General features: G+C 59.5%; 18 protein-coding genes. 3 read left to right on the top strand and 15 right to left on the bottom strand.

Going from position 1 to position 24536, the window contains the following annotated elements; all coding sequences use genetic code 11:
• Position 1: 1 nt before the first annotated feature.
• From HY011_11565 to HY011_11500, 14 genes are all read right to left on the bottom strand, one after another.
• A complete protein-coding gene (locus HY011_11565; GenBank protein MBI3423566.1) occupies positions 2-577 on the bottom strand; it encodes an aminodeoxychorismate/anthranilate synthase component II in 576 nt (191 codons plus the stop codon).
• A 15-nt stretch (positions 578-592) separates the two neighbouring features.
• Complete coding sequence (locus HY011_11560; protein ID MBI3423565.1) at positions 593-1774, bottom strand: peptidylprolyl isomerase; 1182 nt, start codon at positions 1772-1774, stop codon at positions 593-595.
• The gene (gene trpE, locus HY011_11555) at positions 1771-3258 is read right to left on the bottom strand and encodes an anthranilate synthase component I (GenBank protein MBI3423564.1); all 1488 of its coding nucleotides are present in this window, start codon (positions 3256-3258) and stop codon (positions 1771-1773) included. The genes HY011_11560 and trpE overlap by 4 nt, the downstream gene beginning before the upstream one ends.
• Before the next feature lie 121 nt (positions 3259-3379).
• On the bottom strand, positions 3380-3775 hold the full coding sequence (locus HY011_11550; GenBank protein MBI3423563.1) for a VOC family protein: 396 nt from the start codon (positions 3773-3775) through the stop codon (positions 3380-3382).
• 10 nt (positions 3776-3785) lie between these two features.
• On the bottom strand, positions 3786-4100 hold the full coding sequence (gene hisE / locus HY011_11545; protein MBI3423562.1) for a phosphoribosyl-ATP diphosphatase: 315 nt from the start codon (positions 4098-4100) through the stop codon (positions 3786-3788).
• 88 nt (positions 4101-4188) lie between these two features.
• Entirely contained in the window at positions 4189-4530 is a 342-nt protein-coding gene (gene hisI / locus HY011_11540; protein MBI3423561.1) for a phosphoribosyl-AMP cyclohydrolase, read from the bottom strand.
• A gap of 289 nt (positions 4531-4819) precedes the next feature.
• Positions 4820-5902 carry an alpha/beta hydrolase gene (locus HY011_11535; GenBank protein MBI3423560.1) on the bottom strand — a complete coding sequence of 361 codons (1083 nt, stop codon included), beginning with the start codon at positions 5900-5902 and terminating at the stop codon, positions 4820-4822.
• 146 nt (positions 5903-6048) lie between these two features.
• Positions 6049-6822: an imidazole glycerol phosphate synthase subunit HisF gene (hisF, locus tag HY011_11530; protein ID MBI3423559.1), complete on the bottom strand. Its 774-nt coding sequence runs from the start codon at positions 6820-6822 to the stop codon at positions 6049-6051.
• 91 nt (positions 6823-6913) lie between these two features.
• On the bottom strand, positions 6914-8494 hold the full coding sequence (locus HY011_11525) for a phosphoglycerate dehydrogenase (GenBank protein MBI3423558.1): 1581 nt from the start codon (positions 8492-8494) through the stop codon (positions 6914-6916).
• 386 nt (positions 8495-8880) lie between these two features.
• A complete protein-coding gene (locus HY011_11520) occupies positions 8881-9222 on the bottom strand; it encodes an STAS domain-containing protein (protein ID MBI3423557.1) in 342 nt (113 codons plus the stop codon).
• 142 nt (positions 9223-9364) lie between these two features.
• Positions 9365-10516: an exo-alpha-sialidase gene (locus tag HY011_11515; protein MBI3423556.1), complete on the bottom strand. Its 1152-nt coding sequence runs from the start codon at positions 10514-10516 to the stop codon at positions 9365-9367.
• Positions 10517-10522: 6 nt separating this feature from the next.
• Complete coding sequence (locus HY011_11510) at positions 10523-11131, bottom strand: hypothetical protein (protein ID MBI3423555.1); 609 nt, start codon at positions 11129-11131, stop codon at positions 10523-10525.
• Positions 11131-11391, bottom strand: a complete 261-nt coding sequence (locus HY011_11505; protein MBI3423554.1) for a hypothetical protein — start codon at positions 11389-11391, stop codon at positions 11131-11133. Before HY011_11505 ends, HY011_11510 begins: the two co-directional genes overlap by 1 nt.
• 373 nt (positions 11392-11764) lie before the next feature.
• Positions 11765-13882: a hypothetical protein gene (locus HY011_11500; GenBank protein ID MBI3423553.1), complete on the bottom strand. Its 2118-nt coding sequence runs from the start codon at positions 13880-13882 to the stop codon at positions 11765-11767.
• An 882-nt stretch (positions 13883-14764) separates the two neighbouring features.
• Here HY011_11500 and HY011_11495 point away from each other — a divergent pair.
• The 3 genes from HY011_11495 to HY011_11485 all read left to right on the top strand — a co-directional run bounded on the left by HY011_11495 (position 14765) and on the right by HY011_11485 (position 23963).
• A complete protein-coding gene (locus tag HY011_11495; protein ID MBI3423552.1) occupies positions 14765-20452 on the top strand; it encodes a M36 family metallopeptidase in 5688 nt (1895 codons plus the stop codon).
• 349 nt (positions 20453-20801) lie between these two features.
• Positions 20802-21785, top strand: coding sequence for a YihY/virulence factor BrkB family protein (locus tag HY011_11490; protein ID MBI3423551.1), 984 nt, complete (start codon positions 20802-20804; stop codon positions 21783-21785).
• A 6-nt stretch (positions 21786-21791) separates the two neighbouring features.
• A complete protein-coding gene (locus HY011_11485; GenBank protein ID MBI3423550.1) occupies positions 21792-23963 on the top strand; it encodes a VWA domain-containing protein in 2172 nt (723 codons plus the stop codon).
• 107 nt (positions 23964-24070) lie between these two features.
• Here the strand turns inward: HY011_11485 and HY011_11480 are convergent, their stop codons facing one another.
• Positions 24071-24394 carry a hypothetical protein gene (locus HY011_11480; GenBank protein ID MBI3423549.1) on the bottom strand — a complete coding sequence of 108 codons (324 nt, stop codon included), beginning with the start codon at positions 24392-24394 and terminating at the stop codon, positions 24071-24073.
• Positions 24395-24536 lie beyond the last annotated feature (142 nt).

Here is a 24536-nt window from a genome sequence, read left to right as displayed (position 1 = left end):
ATCAGGAATGCGCCGGCAGCTTGAGAAAGTTTTGCAGCAGCCGTTTGCCCGCCACAGTCATGATGGATTCGGGATGAAACTGCACCCCCTCGCAAACGAATTCGCGATGCCGCAAGCCCATAATCAGGCCATCCGAAGTCGTCGCCGTTATTTCCAACACGGGCGGCAGGCTCTCGCGTTCGACAATCAATGAGTGGTAGCGCGTGGCAGTGAACGGATTGTCCAGCCCTGCAAACAGCCCCTTGCCATCGTGCAAAATCTGGCTGGTCTTGCCGTGCATTAAGTACGGCGCGCGAATCACCTTGCCGCCAAACGCCTGCCCCAGCGCCTGATGGCCCAGACAAACGCCCAGTAAAGGCAGCTTACCCGCGAAGTGTTCAAAGATGGCGAGCGAGATACCTGCTTCATTGGGCGTGCAGGGGCCGGGCGAAATAACGATGCGTTCAGGCGCGAGGCGTTCAATCTCGGCAATGGTGATCTGGTCATTGCGCGCGACGTGCAGGTGCCCGCCCAACTCGCCCAGATGTTGCACGAGGTTGTAGGTGAAAGAATCGTAGTTGTCTATGACGAGAATCATCAGCTTGCTCAACTGCTACGGTTTAATCGTCGCCTCAATCAATTCAATCCGCTCCACCGGCGTTTGCCCGTCCTCGCGCCGCAACACTTTTTCGATCTTGTCCAGCGTGTCGAAGCCGTCCACCATCTTGCCGAAGATCGTGTATTTGCCATCCAAGTGACTCGCTGGCGCCAGCATCAGAAAGAATGAGGTGTTGGCCGAATTGGGATCGTCCGTGCGCGCCATCGAGAGCACGCCGCGAATGTGTTTGCGCACCGGGCTGAATTCGCCTTTGAGATTGTGCACCCACTGATCGGCGTAATGGCTCTGCGGCTGGCCGTTGACGTTGCGCGTCGCGCCCATGCCGCCTTGCACGACAAAGCCCGAAACGATGCGGTGGAACGAGGTGTGATCGTACCAGCCGCTCTGCACCAGCTTCAAAAAGTTGCGCACGTGTTCCGGCGCGAGTTCGGGATCAAGCGCAATGGTGATCGGGCCGAGCGAAGTCATCAGCAAAACTTCCCGGCGCATATCGTTCACGCTGGCATCCTTGAACGGCTCTTCGCGTTTGGGTTCGATCTTGATGCTGATGATCTTGATTGGCGTGGTCAGCTTCTGTTCGGCATCCGCCGCACCCAGCGAGATTTTCGTGGCGACGTCCATGCCTTCGGTCACTTGGCCGAAAGCGGAATACTCGCCGTTGAGTTGCGTTTGATCTGAAACGCAGATGAAAAACTGCGCGCCGCCGCTGTTGGCTTTGCCGGGCAGGCGCACGGTCGAGACGATGCCGCTCAGATGGCTGACTTCGCTGAACTCATCCGGCAGTTGATTCAATGCGCCCGTGCCCCAGCGCGCACGTGGTGTTTTGGCATCTTTCAGCAACGGGTCGCCGCCTTGAACGACGCCGCGACTGATGGCGCGATGAAAGGCCGAGCCGTCATAAAAACCGGCGCGCGCGTTTTTGATAAAGGCCTGCACGTGTTTCGGCGCTTTGGTCGGGAAGAACTCGAAACGAATCACGCCCAACTCAGTCGTAATAACAGCATCCAGCTTGGCGGCTTCTTCCAGCGAAACGGGCGGCGCTTCGGCTTCCGGCTTCGGCGCATTCTTCTTGCGCGCGGGCGGAATCGTCTGTGCCAACACGTCGCAACAGAACAACAGGCAGAAACTCAGCAACCCAATCCGCAATCCGCAATCCGCAATCCGCAATCTCTTCATAGCTCTTTCTCCGCGATTTCAATCGCGCGCACCAAGGCGCGCGATTTGTTGAGTGTCTCTTGAAACTCACTTTCCGGCGCCGAATCGGCCACGATGCCGCCGCCCGCCTGCACATAGGCGTGCTGCCCTTTCACATACAGCGTGCGCAGTACAATGCAGGAATCCAGGTTGCCGGAGTAATCGAAATATAACACCGACCCGGCATAGGCCCCGCGCCGCGTCGGTTCCAGCTCATCAATGATTTCCATCGCGCGCACTTTCGGCGCGCCTGAGAGCGTACCCGCCGGAAAGGTCGCGGCCAGCGCGTCGAAGCAATCCAACTCGGGCTGCAGCGTGGCTTTCAACGACGAAACCAAATGCATCACGTGCGAAAAACGTTCGACGAACATCAGCCCGTCCACGCGCACCGAACCGTATTCCGCCACGCGGCCCAAATCGTTGCGGCCCAAATCCACCAGCATCACGTGTTCAGCGCGTTCTTTTTCGTCATGCACCAAATGCTGTTCAAGTTCATGGTCTTCGGCTTCCGTCGCGCCGCGCCGGTTGGTGCCCGCGATGGGGCGGTATTCGAGTTGATGATTGACCGAGCGTACCAGCATTTCCGGCGAAGCGCCCAGCAGCGTCTCGTCTTGCCCCAGTTTCAAATAAAACATGTACGGCGACGGATTGACCACACGCAGCGCGCGATAGACCTGGAACGGATGCGATTTCAAATCGGTCTCGAAGCGCTGCGCAAACACCACCTGAAAGGCGTCACCCGCGCGGATGTACTCTTTGATCCGCTCGATGCATGACACGTAATACTCTTTGGTCATGTTCGAGCGGATTTGCAGGGGTTCCGCCCGGCGCGCCGAGGGCGGCAATTCAGCGGGCGCGGCCAGCGAGGCTTCCAAACGCGCCAGTTCGGTGCAGGCGGCGATGTATTTTTCGCGCAAGCGTTCGCCGTCGGTTTCGCCTTCGGTAAACACGTTGGCGATGATTTGAATCTGGTGCTTGACGTGATCGAAGGCCAGCAGGCTGGCAAAGAACATCACGCAGGCCGTGTCCATCTGCAAATCGTCTTTGGCCTGATTGGGCAAGCGCTCGAACCAGCGCACCGCGTCGTAACCGAAATAGCCCACTGCGCCAGCCGAAAACGGCGGCAAGCCGGGCAGCTTGACCGGGCGATGCGGCTGCATCAATCCGCGCAAAACTTCCAGCATCGGCGCGTTGATCGTTTCGCTGCTGCCATCCGCCTTTTCAATTGTGACCGCAGACCCGCGCGCTCTGACGATGGTATGCGGCCTGCAACCTAGAAAGGAATAACGCGCGATCTTCTCGCCGCCCTCAATGGATTCGAGCAGGAAGGCGTGCGGCGCTTGGCGTTCGATGCGTAAGTAAGCCGACACCGGCGTCAGCAAATCGGCCATCACCGTTTTGACCAACGGCACGACGGTGCCTTGCGCGGCGAGTTGCAGGAATTCTTCGTAGGTTGCTGGCGACATAAAGCAGTGGTCAAACGATTGTTCGACAAGCTGCCAGCTTGTCGAAGTCTAGGCTGGCGAACATTGGGTTTTACTGCCAAGCCGCCGACAAGCTGGCAGCTTGTCGAACAGCCGGGCAGCATTAAACCTTCAACTGGTCGCACGAAAATTCAATCAGGTTGCCGTCCGGGTCTTTGATCATGCAGTAATAGCCGACGACCGGCCCGGCGTATTGTGGCGCATCTACCAAAATGCCAGCGGCGCGGGCGCGTTCGGCCAGCGCATCCACTGCGGCGCGCGACGAGATGTGGAAGCCGAAATGATCCATCCGGCCGTGTGGATACGTGCGCTCGTTTTCAATCAAGACAATGATCAAACCTGCCGGATCAGCTTTGCGCCGCACCCAGATGACGCGGTGCGTGTGGCCCGGGTCACGGCGGTCATGAATGATTTCCATCCCGGCCCAGTCGCAATAAAACTGTGCAGTGCGCTCGATGTCCGTTGCCATCAGCGCGATATGGTCAAGTCGCTCGATCATCGTTACGCGCTCATCCTTGCTTGCTGTATTTTTGGTTCGCCGCTTTGCCCGCGCGGTGATTCAACTCGGTCAGGATGTCTTGCAAACTCACGTTGCGTTCGACCATCAGCACCAACAGGTGATAGAGCAAATCGCTGATTTCACCGGCCAGCAGCTTGCGTGCCTCGTCGCTGCTGCCGTTCTTGGCGGCAATGATCGTCTCGGCGGATTCTTCGCCGACTTTTTTGAGAATCTTGTCGAGGCCGCTGTTGAACAGATAGGTCGTATACGAACCTTCCGGCCGTTGTTCTTTGCGGTCGAGAATCAGTTGATAAAGGTCTTGCAGCAAGATGCCCAGGTTCATGGCGGCCACGTTGACCAGACCGATTTGCGCCTGTTCGATCTCGATGCTGCTTTCCACGATCAGTATTTCGTCACTCATTGTCCTTTGCCGTCAAACTCCTATAGAAACAACTGCGGGCGCCGGTGTGACAGGCGGGGCCTTTGGGCACAACGCGCACCAGCAAAGTGTCGGCATCGCAATCGTAATGCACACTGGCGACGCGCTGCGTATGTCCCGAAGTCATGCCTTTATGCCACAACTGTTGGCGCGAACGGCTCCAAAACCAGGTCTCGCCCGTCGCCAGCGTGCGCGCCAGACTCTTGGCGTTCATCCAGGCCATCATCAGCACTTCGTTGCTGCCGTCGTCCTGCACAATAGCCGGGATCAAGCCCTGTTCATCAAACTTCAGTTTTTGAATTTGCGCTTCGTACATCTTGAGCCGCCTTTGCACCTAGTACTCCATCAAGCTGTAAGTGATGGATGCTGAGAGCGCATCCGGGATGTAGGGCGGGATTAAATCCCGCCCTACATCCCTCATTTTCAGCTTGATGGAGTACTAGATCGGTTTCACCACGGGGTACGGGAAAACCACGCAGCGGGACAGTACCGCGCGCCCAGCTTGCCCCCTTAGCTGAACTGCCAAAGCTCCGCTTGCTCACGCGCGCGGTACTGTCCCAGCGTCAACTGACTCCCGTAACCGCAACTGCAAACCGCTCTAAACATCATTGCGCCCGTTTTTGCAACCATTGGGTCAGCGTGGTGAGCAACGCCGCATCCAGCGGGCGGGCGGCATCGCTGTTGGCAGCACTCGTCGCCGACCCTTGGTTGGTTTTCAGCAAGTGATCAACGTCCGGGAACAGTTGCAGCGTAGTGTCACGGTGATGGGCGCGGGTCATGGCTTCATTCAAGAACTGCGCATCTTTCACGCTCACCATCAAATCCTTGCCGCCTTGCAAAATCAGCAGCGGCGCTTTGACGCCGTTGGCGACCTGCAAGGGATCGTTGATGAAAAGCGGGATGGCAAATTCCGGATGGCCGACCAGTTTGAGCACGGCGGCCTCTTGCGGCTGTTGCGGGTCGAAGCCTTTGCTCAACTCTTCGCCGCCCGCCGATCCCATCAAGCGCACCAGGCCGTCAAATTTGGCAATGAAGGCGGCGATTTCCGCCGCCGGTTTCCCGGCTTCTTTTAACTGCTGCTGAAATTGGTCGCGCAGCAATTTGTTCCAAGTGCGCCCCGGCGAAGCCGCCAAAATGATCCCAGCCAATTTGTCATCGTTGGTACCCAGCACCGAACCGATAAAGCCGCCTTCGCCGTGACCGAAGATGAAGACCTTGGTCGGCTCGAATTCAGGCCGCTTGCGCAAGTACGTCACGGCCTCGCGCGCGTCATCCACCAAGTCATCAAAGAGCATTTTCGGTTTGCACCCGCTCGCGCCCGCGCAGCGTTTGTCATAGCGCAACACGCCAAAGCCCTGGCCCGCCAGATGCTCAGCCAGTTCACGATAAACCGGCTGGGCGACATTGCCGAATTTGAACCCGTCGCGCGTCGTCTCGCCATAACTGGACAGCAACAACACGACTGGCGCGCGTTTGCCCGCTTCGGTTTCCGGCAACAACAAGGTGCCCGCCAACGCTACGCCCGCGCTGTCGAATTTGATCTCCTCGCTGCGCACGCCTGAAAGCACGGACGCTTTCGCGGCCTTTTGCGCTGGTGGTTGTGCCGTTGTCAATGTGCTCAATGACAAGCAACACAGCATGCCCAGCAGCGTCATTCGGCAACCGGCTTTGACCAAGAAATATGTCATTCATGAACTCCTACAAAAAGCGGGGGCACAACACCGGGACGGTACCGCGCGCGTCAGCAAGCGGTGCGTCAAGTCTAGCGGAATAGTGCAAGGGCAGAGCCTCCGCTTGCCGACGCCCGCGGTACCGCCCCGCTGCATAACCAAACTCAACGCAACAAAATGCCGCGTTCGCGCAAATACGCCTTGGCCGCGCCAATCGTAAACTCACCGAAGTGGAAGATCGAAGCCGCCAGCACCGCACTCGCTTTGCCGATGGTGAAGGCTTCATACAGATGCTGCAACGCGCCCGCGCCGCCCGAAGCAATGACCGGGATGTTGACCGCCTCGGCCACCGCGCGGGTCAACTCCAGATCATAGCCATCGCGCTGCCCATCGCAATCCATGCTGGTCAATAGAATCTCGCCCGCGCCCAACTCCGCCGCCTGCTGCACCCATTCAATCACGTCTTTGCCAGTCTTTGTGCGCCCGCCGTGCAAGTAAACTTCCCAGCTTAACGGCACGCTTTCGTCCGCCCGTGCACGCCGCTTGGCATCCACCGCCACAACCATGCATTGCGCACCGAAACGTTCAGCACCTTCGCGAATCAGTTGCGGATTCTTCACCGCTGCCGTGTTGACCGAAACCTTGTCGGCCCCAGCTTTCAACATCGCGTGCACATCTTCAGCCGTGCGAATGCCACCGCCGACGGTGAACGGGATAAAGACGCTGTCCGCGACGTGGCGCACCATTTTAACTACGGTATTGCGCCGGTCAGAAGAAGCCGTAATGTCCAAAAAGACCAACTCGTCCGCGCCTTCGCGGTCATAGCGTGCGCCCTGTTCGACGGGATCGCCCGCGTCAATCAAGTTGACGAAGCTAATGCCTTTGACCACGCGGCCACGGTCAACGTCGAGACAGGGGATGATACGTTTTGCCAGCATAAGAAAAGATGCTAGATGCTGGATGCTAGATGCTGGGGGCTGGAGGCTGCGCGTCATTGTCGCTAGCATCCAGCATCTAGCATCTTTTTCACTAAAGATTGATCTGCTTCACTGACAACACCAACGGCACTTGCGCCAACTCTTGCAACGTCGAACCGCGCAATGCCTCGTCCACTTGATACACCGACATCGCCGTGCCGCCTGCACGATTGCGGCTCAAATTCAACTGCGCGATGTTGATGAAATGTTCGCCCAGGAAGGTGCCGACGCGCCCGACAACGCCGGGTTTGTCGTCGTTGCGAATCAGCAGCAGATTGCCTTTGGGCAGGGCTTCGACGCGGTAATCGTCAATCGCGACGATGCGCAGATCGTCGCGTCCAAAGAGCGTACCGGCCACGCTGGCCTGGGCGTCTTCGCCTTTGACGATGACTTCGATCAGGGCGGCGTAATCCTGCGGCGCGCGCGCTTTGGCTTCGGTCACACGCAAGCCGCGCTCTTCGGCGATGACCGAGGCGTTGACCTGATTGACGCGGGCGCTGAAGGGCGCGAGCAAGCCCGTCAGGATCGCTTGGGTGATCGGTTTGACATCCAGGTCAGCGACTTCGCCGCTATAATTGATTTGAACCTCGCTCACCGGTTTGTCGAAGTATTGCGCTTGGAAGCCGCCGAGCTTTTCGCCCAGCGTCAGGTAGGGGCCAACGACTTTCAAGGCCTCGGCGCTGACGGCAGAGACGTTGACCGCGCCCGCAATCGCGCCGGTTTCCAGGTAATTCGCCACTTGTTCGGCGATGATGACAGCCACCGAGTCCTGGGCTTCGTTGGTGGAAGCGCCCAGATGCGGAGTGACGATGACTTCATCCAGCGTGAGCAAGGGGTGATCGGTCGGCACGGGTTCTTTGACGAAAACGTCGAGCGCCGCGCCCGCGACTTTGCCCGACTTGATCGCGTTGTAAAGCGCCGTCTCGTCCACCAGCCCGCCACGCGCGCAATTGATGATGCGCACGCCCTTCTTCATCTTTTCAAACGCCGCCGTGCCCACGATGCCGCGTGTCTCGTCGGTGAGCGGCGTGTGTACGGTGACGAAATCCGCGCGCGTGAATACATCGTGAAGCGAGCCGACTTCGATGCCCGCTTTGGCGGCGGCTTCTTTGGTGATGAAGGGATCGTAAGCAATGACTTTCATCGCCAGGCCTTGCGCACGCGAAGCCACGATTTTGCCGATGTTGCCCAGGCCGATGACGCCGAGGGTTTTGCCTTGCAGTTCGGTGCCCATGAAACTCTTCTTGTCCCAAACGCCATTTTTCAGCTTGGCGTGCGCTTGCGGCGTTTTGCGGGCCAGCGACAGCAACAGCGCGATGGTTTGTTCGGCGGTCGTGACGCTGTTGCCTGCCGCCGCATTCATCACGACGATGCCACGCGCCGTGGCGGCGGGCGTGTCAATGTTGTCTACGCCCGAACCGGCGCGTCCGATGACCTTGAGCTTGTCGGCGGCGGCGATGATGTCGGCGGTGACTTTCGATTCGCTGCGCACGATCAGGCCGTCATAATCGCCGATGGCGGCTTTGAGTTCTTCGGGTTTGAGACCGGGTTTGAAGTCCACCTCGAACTTGCCGCGTTGTTGCAGCAATTCGACGCCGACCTTTGCTAGATTGTCGCTAATCAAGATTTTCATTGGGAATGAAACCAGCCTTTCTAAAAGTGGGTCTAAAATGAATTGTAACAGTGAATAGATGAAGAAAACGAATTGGAGGAGTGGCGCGCGCGCTTGCCAATCAATAAGAGCGACACCACGAGCAGTGCCACGAGGAATACGATGACTGACCGGACGGGGCTGAACCATCCAAACAGGTGGCTATGCGTACAGGCAAACTCAAATTGTGTCGCTCTTTTCCGATCATAATTGATTGCCAGTGCCGGTCGCAGCGGAGTGCCGAACGCGGGCGTTGCAAGTGTAGGCTTCAAAAACGAAGGCGCATCATACGGAGCGGGGCCGCAAATTGCAAACAGCTTGTTTGTGCTGAGGGTGGGTTGATTGATCAGCTTGCTTGAGCCGCTGGCTCAGGCCGGAAAGCTTGCCAATGCCGCCGGTTCGCTATCGTAAATCTCAAAGACCTGGGTCAGATTGGTCACCGTCAAGATACCTTTCAGCTTGTGCGGCACCGCCGCCAATTTCAGATTTCCGCCCTGGCGCATCACGGCGACCAACAGTTTGATCAATTCGCCCAAGCCCGAACTATCTATCCATTCACACGCCGCCAGATTCAAGATGAAGCGCGATTGGCCAGCCGCCAGATGCCCGCGCACCAGTTGCTGCAATGGTTCATATTGCCCCCGCTGCTGCACGCCGATTTTCAAATCCACCACGACGATGTTGCCCACCTTGCGTTCATTCAATTCCATGCAGTGCTCCTTTGAAAACTGTACAGCAGGCTGCCAGCCTGCTGCGGCTTGCGCATTGTACGTCTGGCGAAGAACTCAGCAGGCTGGCAGCCTGCTGTACAATAATTTCTTTCCCGGTTACACATTCGTTTAGCAGGCGGATTCATTTTGCCTTGCGATCCAGTTCCGCCAACGTCAGCCGCACACTTACCACATACGGCAACCGCCCTTCGATCCAATGTCCGTATGTCGTCGTGACGAAGACGCCGCCCGGCAATACCTCGACGCCGGGATACGCGCAGTCGGCATTCCAGCCTGAGGCGTTCTTGTGGTTCTGCATCAGACGCACGCGGTATTGTCCTTCGCGGCCTTGGACAATGTCTTCGTAACGGCCCACCCAGGCGACCCAATCGCCCTTGGTCGGGCTCTCGTGCGTCGTGTCGCGGAACGAGATAAACAGCCGCCCATCGGGCGCGTATTTGCCCGTGTGCCGGTCGCCCGTCAACGCGCCCGGCAATTCGCGCGGGGCCGACCAGGTGTGGCAATCGTCATCGCTGAACATCACATACGAATTGCGCAACCGGCGGTTTTCGCGCAACAGCATCGCCCACTGCCTGCCGTTCGGCGACCGAATCAAACCGGGTTCGCACAGATGAATCTGATCGTTTTTGTAAATCTCCTGCGGCGCCGACCAAGTCAAGCCGCCGTCTTTGGAAAAGGTCTGATAGAGCGTCATCACCGGCGACCGCTTGCCATCTTTGGTAAAGAAGCGCCCGTCATCGTGAAAGAGCGCCACATAATCGCCATTGCGCAAGCGTTCGACGCTGCCCATCGCCACAATGCCGCCAAAATCGCCGATGGCTTTCAACTCGCTCCACGTCGCGCCATCGTCTTCTGACACTGACATCCGAATCGGGTATAAGCCCGAAAAGACAAGCAGGCGTTTCTTGCCTTGGCGATCCACCACGCGATGAATCGTCGGCGTTTCGAGTGAAGTCTCCCAACTCCTGGGCGTCGGCAGGCGCTCCGACCACGTCAGACCACCATCGCGGCTGCGTTTGAGTTGAATCGCGCCTTTGCCGTGGCCTTTGGGGTAAACGGCGAGGATCGTGCGTTTGTCTTCGAGCAGCACAGTCGTCGGATGGCCCAGGTATTGGCCCGGCTCGCGATCCACGATGACCTGCCGCTGTGTTTCTGCCGCCAGATCAAGCAGCGGGATCGTATAGCCGCGCGGCGGCCCGGCCTGTTGTGAATAGACGCTGAGACTCAGCAGCAGCGTGCAAAGAAGCAGAGAAAGTTTGTTTGCTTGCATCATCGTGTTTCAGTGTGTTTCCGCAGCAGTGTCAGGCGTCAACCCGGCATCCACCATTGCGTTCTGTAACAACTCCGCTATGCCCAGTTCCGCCGCCCAGCGTTGCAGGTAGGGGTAATCCAACGCCCCGGCTTGCACTTTCAACACGCCCAGTACGTCATCCCACTGGCGTTCTGAAACGCCGCCGCCTTTTTGAAACCAACGCAGCTTTTGCAACACTGTGTCTTCGGCGCTCGAAACAAAAGCCAGCGGCGCATCCGGTTCGGCGGCCAAGCGCTTCGCCTGCCGGCGCGACAGCTTCGCTTGCGCCCATTCATCGCGGCCCGCGACAAAGATGTCCACCTTGTAAACCGTTTCAAAATGAATGAGGTCGAAATTGCCCAGCCCGCGCACCGCACGCAGCACGGCATTGCTGTCCACATAAAAATCATTTTCCAGCGCCACCACAAAGGCCGCCACTTGTTTCTCGCGCAGGTCGGCAATGAAATCCACATCGCGCGTCGAACGCGGCAGCCCATATTGCCCGCTCGCCACCGACCCGCCGATGTAATAGGCGATCCCCAACGCCTCAAAGACCTGTGTCACGCGGCAAATGAGTTGTAACACGTCCGGCAACATCAATAGCCCTCACGCTCAGGGTCCCAACCGAAGGCCCGGCGCATCAACTCCGGCTCGATCCAACGCGCCGCCAACCGCAACTTGAGTTCGCGTTCATCCGCCTGCGGATGGCGGCGGCGAATTTCCGCCATTTGCATCATTCGCAAACCGGCATTGAGTTCAGCAATGCAATGCAGCTTGCGCCACTCAGGCATTTGGCGATAGCCCTCGATAAGCAGCTTTTCGATTTCAGGCGGGGTGTCAGTGGATAGCGGTTTCATCGCGCGCAGTATAAAACAAGCGCACACGTCCGGCTATTCGAGCGGTTTGCACTTTGGCGTAAAAAGCTGGCCTGGGACGGTACCGCGCGCGTCAGCCAGCGGAGACGATGCATTTGTGCCGCTGGGTGATGCTTGCTGCGCCGCTTGCTGACGCGCGCGGTACCGTCCCAGCACAATGCTTGCTGCGCCGCTTGCTGACGCGCGCGGTACCGTCCCAGCACAATGCTTGCTGCGCCGCTTGCTGACGCGCGCGGTACTGTCCCAGCACAATGCTTGCTGCGCCGCTTGCTGACGCGCGCGGTGCCGTCCCAGCACAATAAAAGCCAGCCAAGCGATGCCCGGCTGGCTTTCATACCTTCAATTTTAACCGCGCTTATTTGATGTTGACCTTCACCGTGTTGGCCGGTTTGTTGTCTACGCGCAAGACCAAATCCAGTTCGCCGCGCCCGATCAAGCTGCGGTCGAGTTTGACGTTGAGTTGGTCTACGCCCACCAATCCGCCTTGCTTGCCCGCGAAATCAGTGAGCATCGCCGTGCCGCCGATGGTCGTGCTGACGTTGGCCAGCGCCGACCGATTGCGGAAGCCGGAACCATAGGCGATCAGATAAACCACATCGGTGGCTGGGCCTAGATCAATCGGTTTGGTCACCCAACGCTGCGTGCTGGTATTGAAATCAGCGACCGTCTCATACGTTTGCACGCCGTTCGACTTGGTGCGCAAGGCGACCGCCGCCACCACGCCCTGGCCGTTGGTATTCATCGTGAACAGGCCTGGCGCGACGTTGGCAACCGTCACATCGCCGCCCGACAACGAAGCGTCGCCCGACGTGACCGTGATATTGGCGACGCCCGCCGCCGTGCCCGTCGGAATCATGAAGTTGATCTGTCCGCCCGAGACGAAAAAGAGCGGAGCCGAACGTGTCACTCCGGCGCTATCGCGCACGGCGACGCTGGTGCCTGCCAACGTCGTCGGCAGCGGCGTAGTCGTCGCCGCCAGCGTCGTGGTGGCCAACCCTGTGCCGTAGGCCGCGACGATGCCTTCGGCGGTCAATTCGCCCGCGCTGAAACTGGCGGCAGAGACGGTCGCCAGGGCTTTGACCGCCGCCGCGCTCAAGCCTGACCAACTACTGCCATTCCAACGCGCCAGCTTGGTCACGTTCACCGTATTGCCGCTGCTGTTATAGGCCGAAGTGAATTCCCCACCGACATAAATCATGTTGCCGATGGGCGCGATGACCCACACGTCCTGATCCACACCATTGCCGGTCGTGCCCGTGCCCGTGCCGAAACGTTCCCAGGCCGAACCCGTCCAGCGCGCAATGCAATTGGCGCTGCTGGTCGTACCGTTGTTGATGGTGCTGTCAAAACTGCCGCCGACATACAGCACGCCGTTGCTGATAGAAAGCTCCGTCACATTGCCATTCACGCCGTTGCTGTTGGCGGTCGCGGCGCTGCCCACCACGCCCCAGCTTGTGCCGTTCCAGCGCGCCAGGTGATTGGCCGGGACTTTGTTGGCCGTGCTGTTGTTGACCGAAGAGAAACCGCCGCCGACATACAACTCCGTGCCGTTGGTCGTCAGTGTGAAGACATCGCCGCTGACGCCGTTGTTGCCGCTGCCATTGCCCGCGCCCAGCACGGCCCAGGCGCTGCTTAGCGTGTTCCAGCGCGCGATGCAATCCACCGTCAATTTGCTGTTGTCGGTGTTGGTCACGCCGCTGAATGAACCGCCGACATACAAATCATTGCCGATCACGGCCAGGTCATTCACCACCCCGGCATTGCTGGCGGTGCTGGTGCCTTTGCCCAGCGCAAACCAGCCGTTGTTCCAACGCGCGATGCCATTGACCGCCACGTCATTGCCATTGGCGTTATGCGCGTTATGAAAGGTGCCGCCCAGATACACCGACCCGTTGAGCGCGACCAGCGCCACTACGTCACCATCAAAACCGTTGCCGCCAGGGCCGGCGTCCGCCCCCAGGGCCGACCAGGTCTTGCTCACCGTGTTCCATTTGGCGATGCAATTGGCGCTGATAAACGCGGAGGATGAATTGTTGTAAGCCTTGGTAAAGCTGCCGCCCACATAAACATCGTTGCCGACCACCAGGATGGTCGAGATCAACCCGTTGACGCCATTGCCCGCCGCGACATTGTCAGCGCCGAGCGCCGTCCAGACGCCCGATTGCAGGTTATAGCGCGCCACGCCCCGTGCGTTCAGGCCGCCAATCGTCGTGAACGAACCGCCGACATAGAGATCGTTGCCGCTTGGCACCAGTGCAAACACGGCGGCATTTTCCTGCAAGGCGGCCAGGGTCGCGGCGACTTCCGGATTTGGGCTGACCGGCGCTGCCAGCGAGGCTTGAAAGGGAGCAACTGCCCACATCGCGAGCGCCAGCAGTGTCGCCAGGATGCTGATGACAATATGCGCGCGGCGGCGGGTCGAATTCCAGGGATAGTTAAAATGCTGTTCGAGCAAAATGATGGATGATCGCATTGCTAAAGCTCCTTATGACTCGCGCCAGCCCGCGTCAAGTGTGTCAACCAAGGAGGCCAACAGCAGAGTAAGCTGGCGCGGCAGCGGCGCTGGGAAGTAGGCACAAGCAAGGTAGGTCAAGTGAACGTCAGGCCAATTCTCACCGGTTGAAACAATGGCTTAGGGGACAACCTGCGGCGGTTCGGGCAGGGCGAATATATGTTTACGCGGGTGAGAAAAAGCCGGTTGGACGCGCTTCGTTTCTGGGCCTGCTCGTTTCAGGCCGCGACCTGCGGCGTTTGGCGTTAAGCCGCCAAAGCCGCCCCATTCCTTGCACCAACAATAAAATTACACGTCACATCCGAAAGTGGGAATGCAAGGAAATCGTTACAGGGAATGGCCGCCGCGCATCAGCTTCCGATGCCAGTTGGAGTGCGGGGTCTCGTCGCCGCACTCCAACTGGCAATGGCATTGAATTAAAGTTCAGAGTTCACGCTTCAGCGTGTCTAAACTTTGTCAACACGCTGAAGCGTGAACTCTGAACGGCAGTTTGTAGGGCTTAATTCAATACCATTGCTCGCTACAATTTTCGTGTGTTGAAGGCAGGTGGATTTTCTCTGCACCGGCTGCCAATTAACCGCGTTCAGCTATACCGGTTTTGCCGGGCTTGCGCTACAATGCGCGCGCTTTTTTAGGGCATCGAGTAATAACCAAAAAAAACAGATAGTAATACAGCCGGTTCAGCTTTTGCCGTTTTCAGTTGTCATTCTCAAACAGAGCCGTTAGCGCGGGCGCCACTGCGCGCTCGTAGGAAGATCAAATGCGCCGCCCCGTTCGTTTGTGGCAAATCCTGCCTGCTTCGCACGTCCGGGGAGGCATCCGCCTACTGAAGGAGCACCACCGATGACACGCAAACACCTTTGGTTATCAGGCTGGGGCGTGGCCGCCAGCTTGTTTCTCGTCTCCGTAGTTTTGACGCCCGCCCATTGGTTAAACCGGCTGCAAGCCGTCGCGCGCGCCGCCAGCCGCGCGCCGCAAACCAAAGCCGATTTCGACATTCGCGCCGGTTTGCAACGCACGCTCAAAGACCCCGCCGATGCCGAAATCGTCGTGCCCTTCGCCGCGTCTTCTTCGCCAACTGGGGCCAACGCACAAACCAAACTACGCCGCAGCGAGTTGCCTTATGCGCTGCGCCGCGCCCGTCCCACGGTGCAAATGAGATGGAGTTCGCTCACCCAGGCGCCCAGCCGCCTCTGGAGCTTTCAAGACACGCTCAGCGGCCCGAGCAATGCGGATGCTGAAACGATTGCGCGCCGCTTTTTGAATGACAACGCCGATTTGCTGCGGCTGGATAGCGACGATGTCGCCGCCTTACAGGTCGCGCGCCGTTATCAGGATGCACACAACGGGCTGACGCACCTGACGCTGCAACAGCAACTCGACGGCATCGAAGTCTTTCAGGGCGAACTTGCCCTGCACATCGCGCGAACCGGCGAAATCGTCGCCCTGAGCGGCGAAGCCTTGCCGCATATCGAAACCCTGGCCAATGCGCGCAAGCCGCATCTGAGCGCCGTCGAAGCCTTGCGCCTGGCCGCCGCCGAGGCCGAAGTGGAACTCAGCGACACCGTGTCCTTAAAAGTCCAACCCCAGGGCGCGGCGCAAAAACAAACCTTTGACCGCGCGCTGGGTTTCGCCCGTGATGTCGAAGCGCAGTTGGTCTACTTCCCGCTCACGCACGAACAGGTGCGGCTGGCGTGGCAATTCACGCTCTGGATGCCGGAGACGCCGGATGTTTATTTGACCTTGATTGACGCCGAAAAAGGCACGCTGCTGTTCCGCTACAATTTCACCAGTTATGACGAGAACCCGTTGAAACCGCACGGCCCGGTGTTCACCAAAGATTCGCCGTTTTACAGTCTGCCTTACACGACTTCGACGCCGCCCGCCACGCCGCGCGAAGACGTGCCCTTCCACGCGACGCCCTTCAACGGCACGGAGATTTTTCCGGCCAGTGATCCGCACTACGATTGGTGGGCGGGCAAACCGGCGAATAACCTCATCACCAACAACGTTGACGCGCATCTTGATCGCGACGCCAACAACCAAGCCGATTTACCACGGCTGGAAGCGGCGGATGGCAATTTCAACTTCCCACTCGATTTCACCAAACAGCCGACCGACGCCGACTATCAGAAAGCGGTGCAGGTCAATCTGTTTTACTGGGTCAACCGCTACCACGACATTCTCTATCAATACGGTTTCACCGAAGCCGCCGGCAATTACCAGACAGACAACTTTGGCCGAGGCGGGCGCGCCGCCGACGCCATCTTTGCCGATGCGCAGGACGGCAGCGGCACCAATAACGCCAATTTCTCCGCGCCGCCCGACGGCACAGCGGGGCGCGTGCAGATGTACATCTTCACCATCACCAATCCGAACCGCGATGGCGATCTGGAACAAGGCATCATCAACCATGAATTGTCGCACGGCCTGAGCCAACGGCTGGTCAGCAACTCCACCGGTCTGACTGGGATGCAGGCCGGCGGGATGGGCGAAGGCTGGTCGGACTATTTCGGCCTGGTGCTGCTGCGCGATGAACGCGATGATCTGGACGGCGCGTATCCGTCCGGCCAATGGGTGCTCAACAACTATCCGAAGGGCGTGCGCCGCTATGCGTACAGCACTAACCCCAGCGTTTTTCCGCTGACCTTCAAAGACATTCGGCTGAGTACCGAAGTCCACAACGTCGGCGAAATCTGGTGCAACGCGCTGCTCGAAATGCGCGCCGCGCTGATTCGGCAACTTGGTTTCAAAGAAGGCCAGCGCCAATCCATTCAACTCGTGGTGGATGGGTTGAAGCTGACGCCGCGCTCGCCCTCGTTTCTGGATGCGCGCAACGCCATCCTGCTGGCCGACCGCGTCAACAATGGCGGCGCGAATCAATGTTTGATCTGGCAAGCCTTCGCCAAACGCGGCATGGGCTTTGACGCTTTCACTTCGGACGCCAGCGACGGCGCGCCTGATGAAGCGTTGGCCAGCGCGCCCTATTGCCTGACGCTCGGTTCCTTGCGCACCGACAAACCGAATTACCTCTCCGGCGAAACGCTGCGCATCAATCTGGGCGACAGCAATGCGCCCGCCACCATCAGCGCTGTCGTCACGACCACCATCACCGGCGACCGCGAAACCATCGTCTTCACCGCCGACCGCAACATCCGTGGCAGTTTCGACGCGCAACTCAAAGTCGCCAGCGGACGCGCCCGGCCCGGCGATGGCATCGTGCAGGGCGCGGTCGAAGCGGGCGATGAAATCGTCGTCACCTACAACGACGCCAACACCGGCGCGGGCACAGCCGTAGTGCGTCTGAGCATTCCCATCGCGCGCGAGAAAGTCATCTTTGACGACACCGTTGAAGCGGGCAATCCCGGCTGGCTGCCGGGCGGAACGTGGGCCATCATCAACACGCGCGCCGCCTCGCCCGCGCGTTCGTGGACGGACAGTCCGGCGGGCAATTACGCCAACGGCGCGGACATGTCGCTGGTCTCGCCGCAATTCGATTTTACCGGCCTGAACAACGTGACGCTGAGCTTCGCCCAAAGTTACGCGATTGAAGAAGGCTTCGATTTCGGCATCATCGAAGTTTCCACCGACGATGGCCAAACCTGGCGGCGCATCGCGGCCAACACCGGCACGCAGGCCGATTTCAGGCAGGCCCAGGTGCGCTTGCGCGGTTTGGATAACCAGCCGCGCGCGCGTGTGCGCTTGCGTTTCACCAGCGATGGCGGCGTCAACGCAGACGGCTGGTATGTGGATGATCTGCGCATCACGGGCCGTTCGGTCAGCGCGGCCATCATTCCGCCCGGCCTGGCCTTCGACCCGGCGATTGCCCGCGTCGAACCGGCCTTTGGGCCGCCGGCGGGCGGCACGCGCGTGGCCATTTACGGCGCGAACTTTACCGAAGCCGAAGACACGCAGGTGACGTTCGACGGTCTGTCCGCCACGGGCGTGGTGCTCGTCAGCAATGGCGTGCTGACCGCCGTGGCGCCGCCCCACGCGGCAGGCGCGGTCACGGTGCGCGTGACCAATCGCAATGGCGGCGCGGCGGCAGCCAGCGGGTTTACTTATTACACCGCCGCCACCACGCCCGTCCGGCCCGAAATCGAAGGCGTCCTGCCCGACTTCGGTTCGATTCGCGGCGGCACGACCGTGACTGTGTTGGGCAAAGGCTTCACGCCCGAAACCACCGTCGCATTTAATGGACGGGCGGCGCGCGTCACTTTCGTCAATGCGACCACACTGCGCGCCGTCACGCCGTTTGGCGAAGCGGGCCGCGCGGATGTGACGGTGGCGAATAGCGCGTTGTCGCACAACCGGCCCAGCGCGTTCAATTACGTCAATCCCACGCCGCCCACGGTGGATGTGGTTTCACCCGACGGCGGCGACGCCATCTTTGTCGGCAGCCTGCTGAACATTCGCTGGAATTCGGCGGATAACCGCGCACTGGCGAGCCATCGTATTTCGCTCTTCCGGCCCGGCACGCTGACGCTGCAATTCGTCAGCGACCTCGCGGCTAACCTGTCGGGCAACACGCGCAACTTCAACTGGACGGTGCCCAACACGTTGGCCAATGGTGAATACCGCATTCGCGTCATCGCCACCGATGACGAAGGCGTCGAGACCGAAGCCTATTCAAACGGCGGCTTCACGCTGAACCGGCGCTGGGAAACCAGTCGCGCCCTGCCCGCGCCGCTGGGGCAAACGGCGGTGGTCGGCGATGGCCGCTTCCTTTACACCATCGGCGGACGGCTGATCTCCGGCACGATTCCCACCATAGACACCGTGCAACGTTTGGATACCAACAACGTCGCGGCGGGCTGGGCGAATGTCGCACCGCTGCCCGCGCCAATTAGCGCGGCGGAAGCGGCATTTCTGCGCGGCAAAATCTATGTGCCCGGCGGCGCGGGCGCGACGGCCAGCACGACGGCGCATTACGTTTATGATGTGGCGACGAATGTCTGGACGGCGGCGGCCCCAGTGACCCTTGCGCAAACCAACTATGCCGCCACGGCGGATGACGCGCGCGGCGTCTATCACGTCACAGGCGTGTCCAATGCCACTTACAACCCGGCGACCAACACCTGGACGGCGCTGCCGACGATGCTTTCGCTGCGGCTGGGGCACGAGGCGGCGTTGATCGAAGGCAAGCTGTACGTCGCGGGCGGCTTGGGCAGCGCGACACCGGCCAACCTGACCGCCGAGGTTTTTGATTTCGACACGCGGCGCTGGACGGCCTTGGCGTCGCCCAAATTGCCGCGTTACACCGGGGCGAATTTCGTCACGCAGGATTTGAGCGGCAATCCGTTGTGGGTGCTGGTCGGCGGCGTAGACCCGGCGACCGCCAGTACAATATCGCCGCCTGAAGTCTATGACGTGCGCAACAACCGTTGGACAGTGCTGGACAACTCTTTCAACATGCCCACGCCGCGCCTGTTCCTGGGCCACGCGGTCGTCAATGGCTTTGCTTACGCCATCGGCAGCAACAGTTCATTGACGGGCGCGCTGGTCGAACGCTTCAGCGTGGTACCGCTCAATCCGCTACCGCTCGATCCGGTGCCGCCCGTGCTGGTCGCGCCGGAAACAGTGGTGGCCGTCGCGGGCGCCGAAGTGCGCTTTGAGGTGCTGGCAAACGATCTGGGTTCCGAAGCGCCGCTGACCATCGCAGCAGCGGGGTTGCCGCCCAATGCCAGCTTTAGCACCACAGTCACGACCAACAACAACACGCGGGGCACGTTCCGCTGGGTGCCCGCAGCCAGTGATGCGGGCCGCAACTTCCTGCTCAGCTTCACGGTCAGTGATGGACTGGCGAGCGATGCGCGGTTGGTGAATCTGCGGGTCGTCACGGCCCGTCCGATGGCGGCGGTCAACGCCGCTGATTTCCGGCCTGACGTACTCGCGCCGGATTCCATCGCGTCGTTGTTCGGCACGGATTTGGCTGTGCGCGCGGCGGCGGCTGAGCAGGTTCCGTTGCCGTTTGATTTGAACGGCACGACTGTGACCGTCAACGGCGCACCGGCGCGCTTGCTGTTCGTCTCGTCCGGCCAGATCAATTTCCTCGTGCCGCCCAACACGGCGCAAGGGTTGGCAAGCATCGTGGTCAGCACGCCAAATGGAATTTATGCGGTCGCCACGGCGCGCATTGTGCCCGCAGTGCCCGCCCTCTTCACCCGCGATCAAACAGGGCGTGGCGAAGCGTTTGCTTTGGCGACCGATGGTGTACGCTTTCAGACGCCGCCCTTTGATGTGACGACCAATGGCCGCCCGAATGTGTTGGTGTTGTTTGGCACCGGCTTCCGGCGGGCGCTGGCGGCCAATCCCAGTGACGATGACGGCGTGGCCGAAGCGGTCACGGCTACCATTGGCGGACAAGCGGCGCGCGTGCTCTTTGCCGGAGCACAAGGCGATTTCGCGGGTCTCGATCAAATCAACGTCGAATTCCCGGCCAGCCTGGCCGGGGGCGGACGGCGCAACGTGGATGTGGTACTTTCCGTCAACGGCGAGAACGCCAACCGTGTGACGATTGAAATTCGCTAGTCTCGGAAACGAGAAAAAGAGATTACGGAACAGAGGGAAATAACAGAACAGACGGAACGACCCAGCAAGAAATTCCGATTGCTCCGTTATTTCCGCCTGTTCCGTAATCTCGCCAAGACCGCCAACCGGGTACGCAACTAGAGCGGTTTGCAATCGCGTTTACGGGAGCAGCTTGTGCCGGGACGGTACTGCGCGCGTGAGCAAGCGGCTGCATCGAGCTTGCCCTATTGGCTGAACTGCCAACGGACCGCTTGCTCACGCGCGCGGTATCGTCCCGCTGCGCGGCTTTTCCCGTAAACCGAAGTGAAAACCGGTCTAATGACCGTCTAGGGCAACGAGAGGAACTTGCTTGGAAAGCAGCGAGGCAGAGAGTTTAGGAAAACAGCGGCGCACTGGGCCGCTCTCGCAATCGCTGCGGTTGGCTACCGCTCCGGCTGCCGATCTTCTTACCCCGGCCCCGCTGGCAAAACTGCCCTTGGTGGCCCCCGTGTTACAGCACTGGCGCACCATCGCGCGGGAGGTCTATTGCCGCATCTTCGAGGACGAAATTTTCGGACGCGCCGCGCAACTGGCCTATTACTGGCTCTTCTCGATCTTTCCGCTGCTGATCTTTTTAACGGCGCTGCTGGCCTATCTGCCGATGCCGCGCTTTTTTGAGAACCTCTTCGATTATCTGCACAGCATGCTGCCGCCGCCCGCCTTCGCGCTGCTCAACACGACCTTTCAGCAAATCACCAGCCAGCCGCGCGGCGGTCTGCTCAGCTTCGGCATCCTCGTTTCGATCTGGGCTTCGGCCAATGGCATGGAAGCGATCATCACGGCGCTCAATACGGCGTATGACGTCGAAACCCGGCGCGCCTGGTGGCGCGAACGTTTGCTGGCGCTGCAATTGACGCTGGGGCTGGCGCTGTTTGTCATCACCGCGCTGGGCCTGCTCTTTTTTGGCGAACACATCGGCGAACGCCTGGCGCAGTTTTACGGTTACGGCGGCACCTTTCGGACGTTCTGGAATTTGGCGCGCTGGGCCGGGATCATCGGGTTCATTTCGCTGGCGCTGGCATTGCTTTACTACATCGCGCCGAATCTCAAACAGCGCTGGCGCGAGGCGCTGCCGGGCGCGCTGTTTGCGCTGGGCGGCTGGTTGCTGGTGACTTTCGGTTTTAAGTTTTATGTCATGCGTTTCGGCAACTACAACGCCACTTATGGCGCGCTGGGCGGCGTGATGGTGTTGATGCTCTGGTTGTATTTGACCGGCGTCGCCATTCTGCTGGGCGGCGAAATCAATTCGGTTCTTTCGCAACTCAAGCGGCAACTGGCCGCCACTTCGGAGTAGTTCGCAATGCCAAAATTCCGCTTCCTGCTGGCAATGATTTGCCTATATACACTCGCCCATCCGCAGTTGTTGCCGCAGACCTCAGCGCAAAATAAACCACCGGACAAACCGCAGAAAGAAAAAGAAGACGAGACGACGCTCAAACTCACCACCGAGTTGATCGAAGTGCGTGCCGTCGTCACCGACAAGGCGGGCCATCCGATCAGCGGCCTGACCAAAGACGATTTTGAACTGCTGGAAAATGACAAGCCGCAAGAGATCAGTTTTTTCAGCTTCACCCGCGTACCCGGCCAGGCGGACGGCAACACCGCTGCGGAGCAACCCGCCTCGCCATCGGCGACGCTCGCCAATGCCGTGACCGCCAAACCGGCGCGCAGCATCGTGCTCTTTGCCGACAACGCGCACATCGCGGCGGGCAATCTGCTCTTTCTGAAACAGTCGCTGCGCAAGTTTATTGACGACAAACTTAGCACGCAGGATTTGACCGCCTTGATTACCAGCTTCGGCACGCTCGGCCTGGGCGAGCAGTTCACGCGCGACCGCCGCTTGCTGCGTTATGCCGCCGAACGCCTGAGCATCGGCCCCAGCGAACGCGTTTCCCTCTTTACACCCTATCTGGCCGGACTGGTGGATCGCGATGATCCCGAAGGTTTGAACGAAGCCATTCGGTTGTTGCGCGAGGAAGATGGCGTGATGGGAACAGACCGCCGCACGCTGATCCAACTGGCCAAAGCCCGCGCCAGCGAAGTGCTCGGCATCGCTTCGTATCGCAGCCGCGCGACCTTGTTCACCCTGCGTTCGGTGATTGACCGTTTGGCGCAGATGCCGGGCCAACGGTTGCTGGTGATTTTTTCGGATGGCTTCACCCTGCTCGACAGCACGGGCCGTTTTGATGGCGGCGAACTGCAAGCCGTGACCAGCCGCGCCACGCGCTCCGGCGTGGTGATTTACACGATTGATTCACGCGGCCTGACCGGCCCGCCCGGCATGGACGTCCAGTTCCGCACGCAGCCCAACTTCAGCATCGCCTCGGCGGGCGAACACGATTTGCAGGACGGCCTGAACGCCTTGGCGGCGGATACGGGCGGCAAATTCTTTCGCAATACGAATGACCTGATGGGCGCGGCCAAACAAGCGTTGGACGAGAACGAGGTCTATTACACGCTGGCCTATTACCCGGCGGAAGAGGGCAACGCCAACAAATTCCGCAAACTCAGCTTGCGCGTCAAAGGGCATCCGGAATACCGCATCCGCACGCAAAAGGGCTATCTGCCCAGCGCGCTCGCCCGCAACAAAAAAGAAGTGGCCAAGACGCCCGAACAGCGCCTGGCCCAGCAGATGGTCGAACCGCTGGCCGTCACCGACGTGGGTGTCTTTGCCACGGCGGAGGATGTCGAATATCAAGGCGACGCCGCCCAAGTCACGCTCAAAGTCACGCTGGACGGCCAAACGATTGCCACGCAACCGGGCGCCGGCGATCACCAGTTGATGGAAGTGAAAGTTGCCTTGATGGTTTTCGATAAGGTGGGCAAGCTGGCCTTTAATCAGGCAGACACGATCAAGGGGGATTTGCGCCCCGCAAGTTACCAGCGCCTGCGCGCTGGGGGCTTTAGTTACTACAAACGGCTGACGCTGAAACCTGGCTTCTATCAAATCCGCGTCGGCGTTTACGAACCCAAAACCGAGCACACCGGCACGGCTAGCGCCGTCGTCGAGGTGCCTGATCTCAAAAGTAAAAAGCTGCTGCTCAGCAGTCTGGTGATCTTGGGCGAACTGCAAGAGTTTGAACAGGCATCTCAGCCTGCCAATGCGAATGCCAATGCGAATACGAATGCCAATGCCCCACAGGCCAAAATCGTCCAGGGCATCCGGTTTTTCCAGCGGCAACAGGCGGTTGTTTATTACTGCCGTCTTTACCAAAATGCCGCGCAAGCCGCCCCCGCGGAGGACATGGAATTGCAAACCGAAGTCTGGCAAAACGACAAAGTACTGGGCCAGGGCGAATGGGTTCCGCTCACCAGCCGCATTCAAGGACGGGATAACAAAGGCCTCACGCTCGCTGGACAGACGCGGTTGCTAAACCTGAAAGACGGCATTTATGAATTGCGGTTCAAGGTGCGCGTCAAAGGCAAGAAAAGCGTGGCGCAGCGCGTGGCCGTTTTCGGCGTCGAAGGCTGAACGATTCGCCGCTGGCGCGCGTTGCAAGCACACACACAAGCCCGGCAGCCAACGTTGGCTGCCGGGCTTGCTTACTTCCGCATTACCAGGCGCTATTCAACCCGTCGTTAGAACGCGTAATAGATGCACGCCAAGCGCTTTTTGCCATTCTTGTCCACGTGCCAGAAGCAATCCTTCAATTCCTGCGGGTCTTTCGGCGCCGCTTTCAAATTGCCCTGCGTGCCTTCGGGTTTGTAGCAATAGCGTTTGCCGTCGCGCCGGAAGCAATCCTTGCCATCCGGTTGGGCGTCTTTCACGACCGGATAATCACTGCGGCTTTGCGCCTGCGCGGTTTGTTGGGGCGTCAGCGTGGCAAACCCGGCGAGCAGCAACGCGGCACAAGCGAGCAGCATTTTTGACGAAGCGTTTTTGACGAATGTATTGGCGAACATAATGAATTCTCCTTGTCTAACCATCTTCCGTTTGTGAATCAGCGCAACGCCAATTCGTTTCTTTTGGGAGCCTCATTGCTTCCCACCCACTAAGGCGGAGAACTTCGCCAGGAACTATCACCGTCAAAATCTTTTTTTGTTT

It is taken from the genome of Acidobacteriota bacterium, from assembly GCA_016196035.1.
Taxonomy (GTDB): Bacteria; Acidobacteriota; Blastocatellia; order RBC074; family RBC074; genus JACPYM01.
This window is presented reverse-complemented; position numbering and strand designations above follow the sequence as displayed.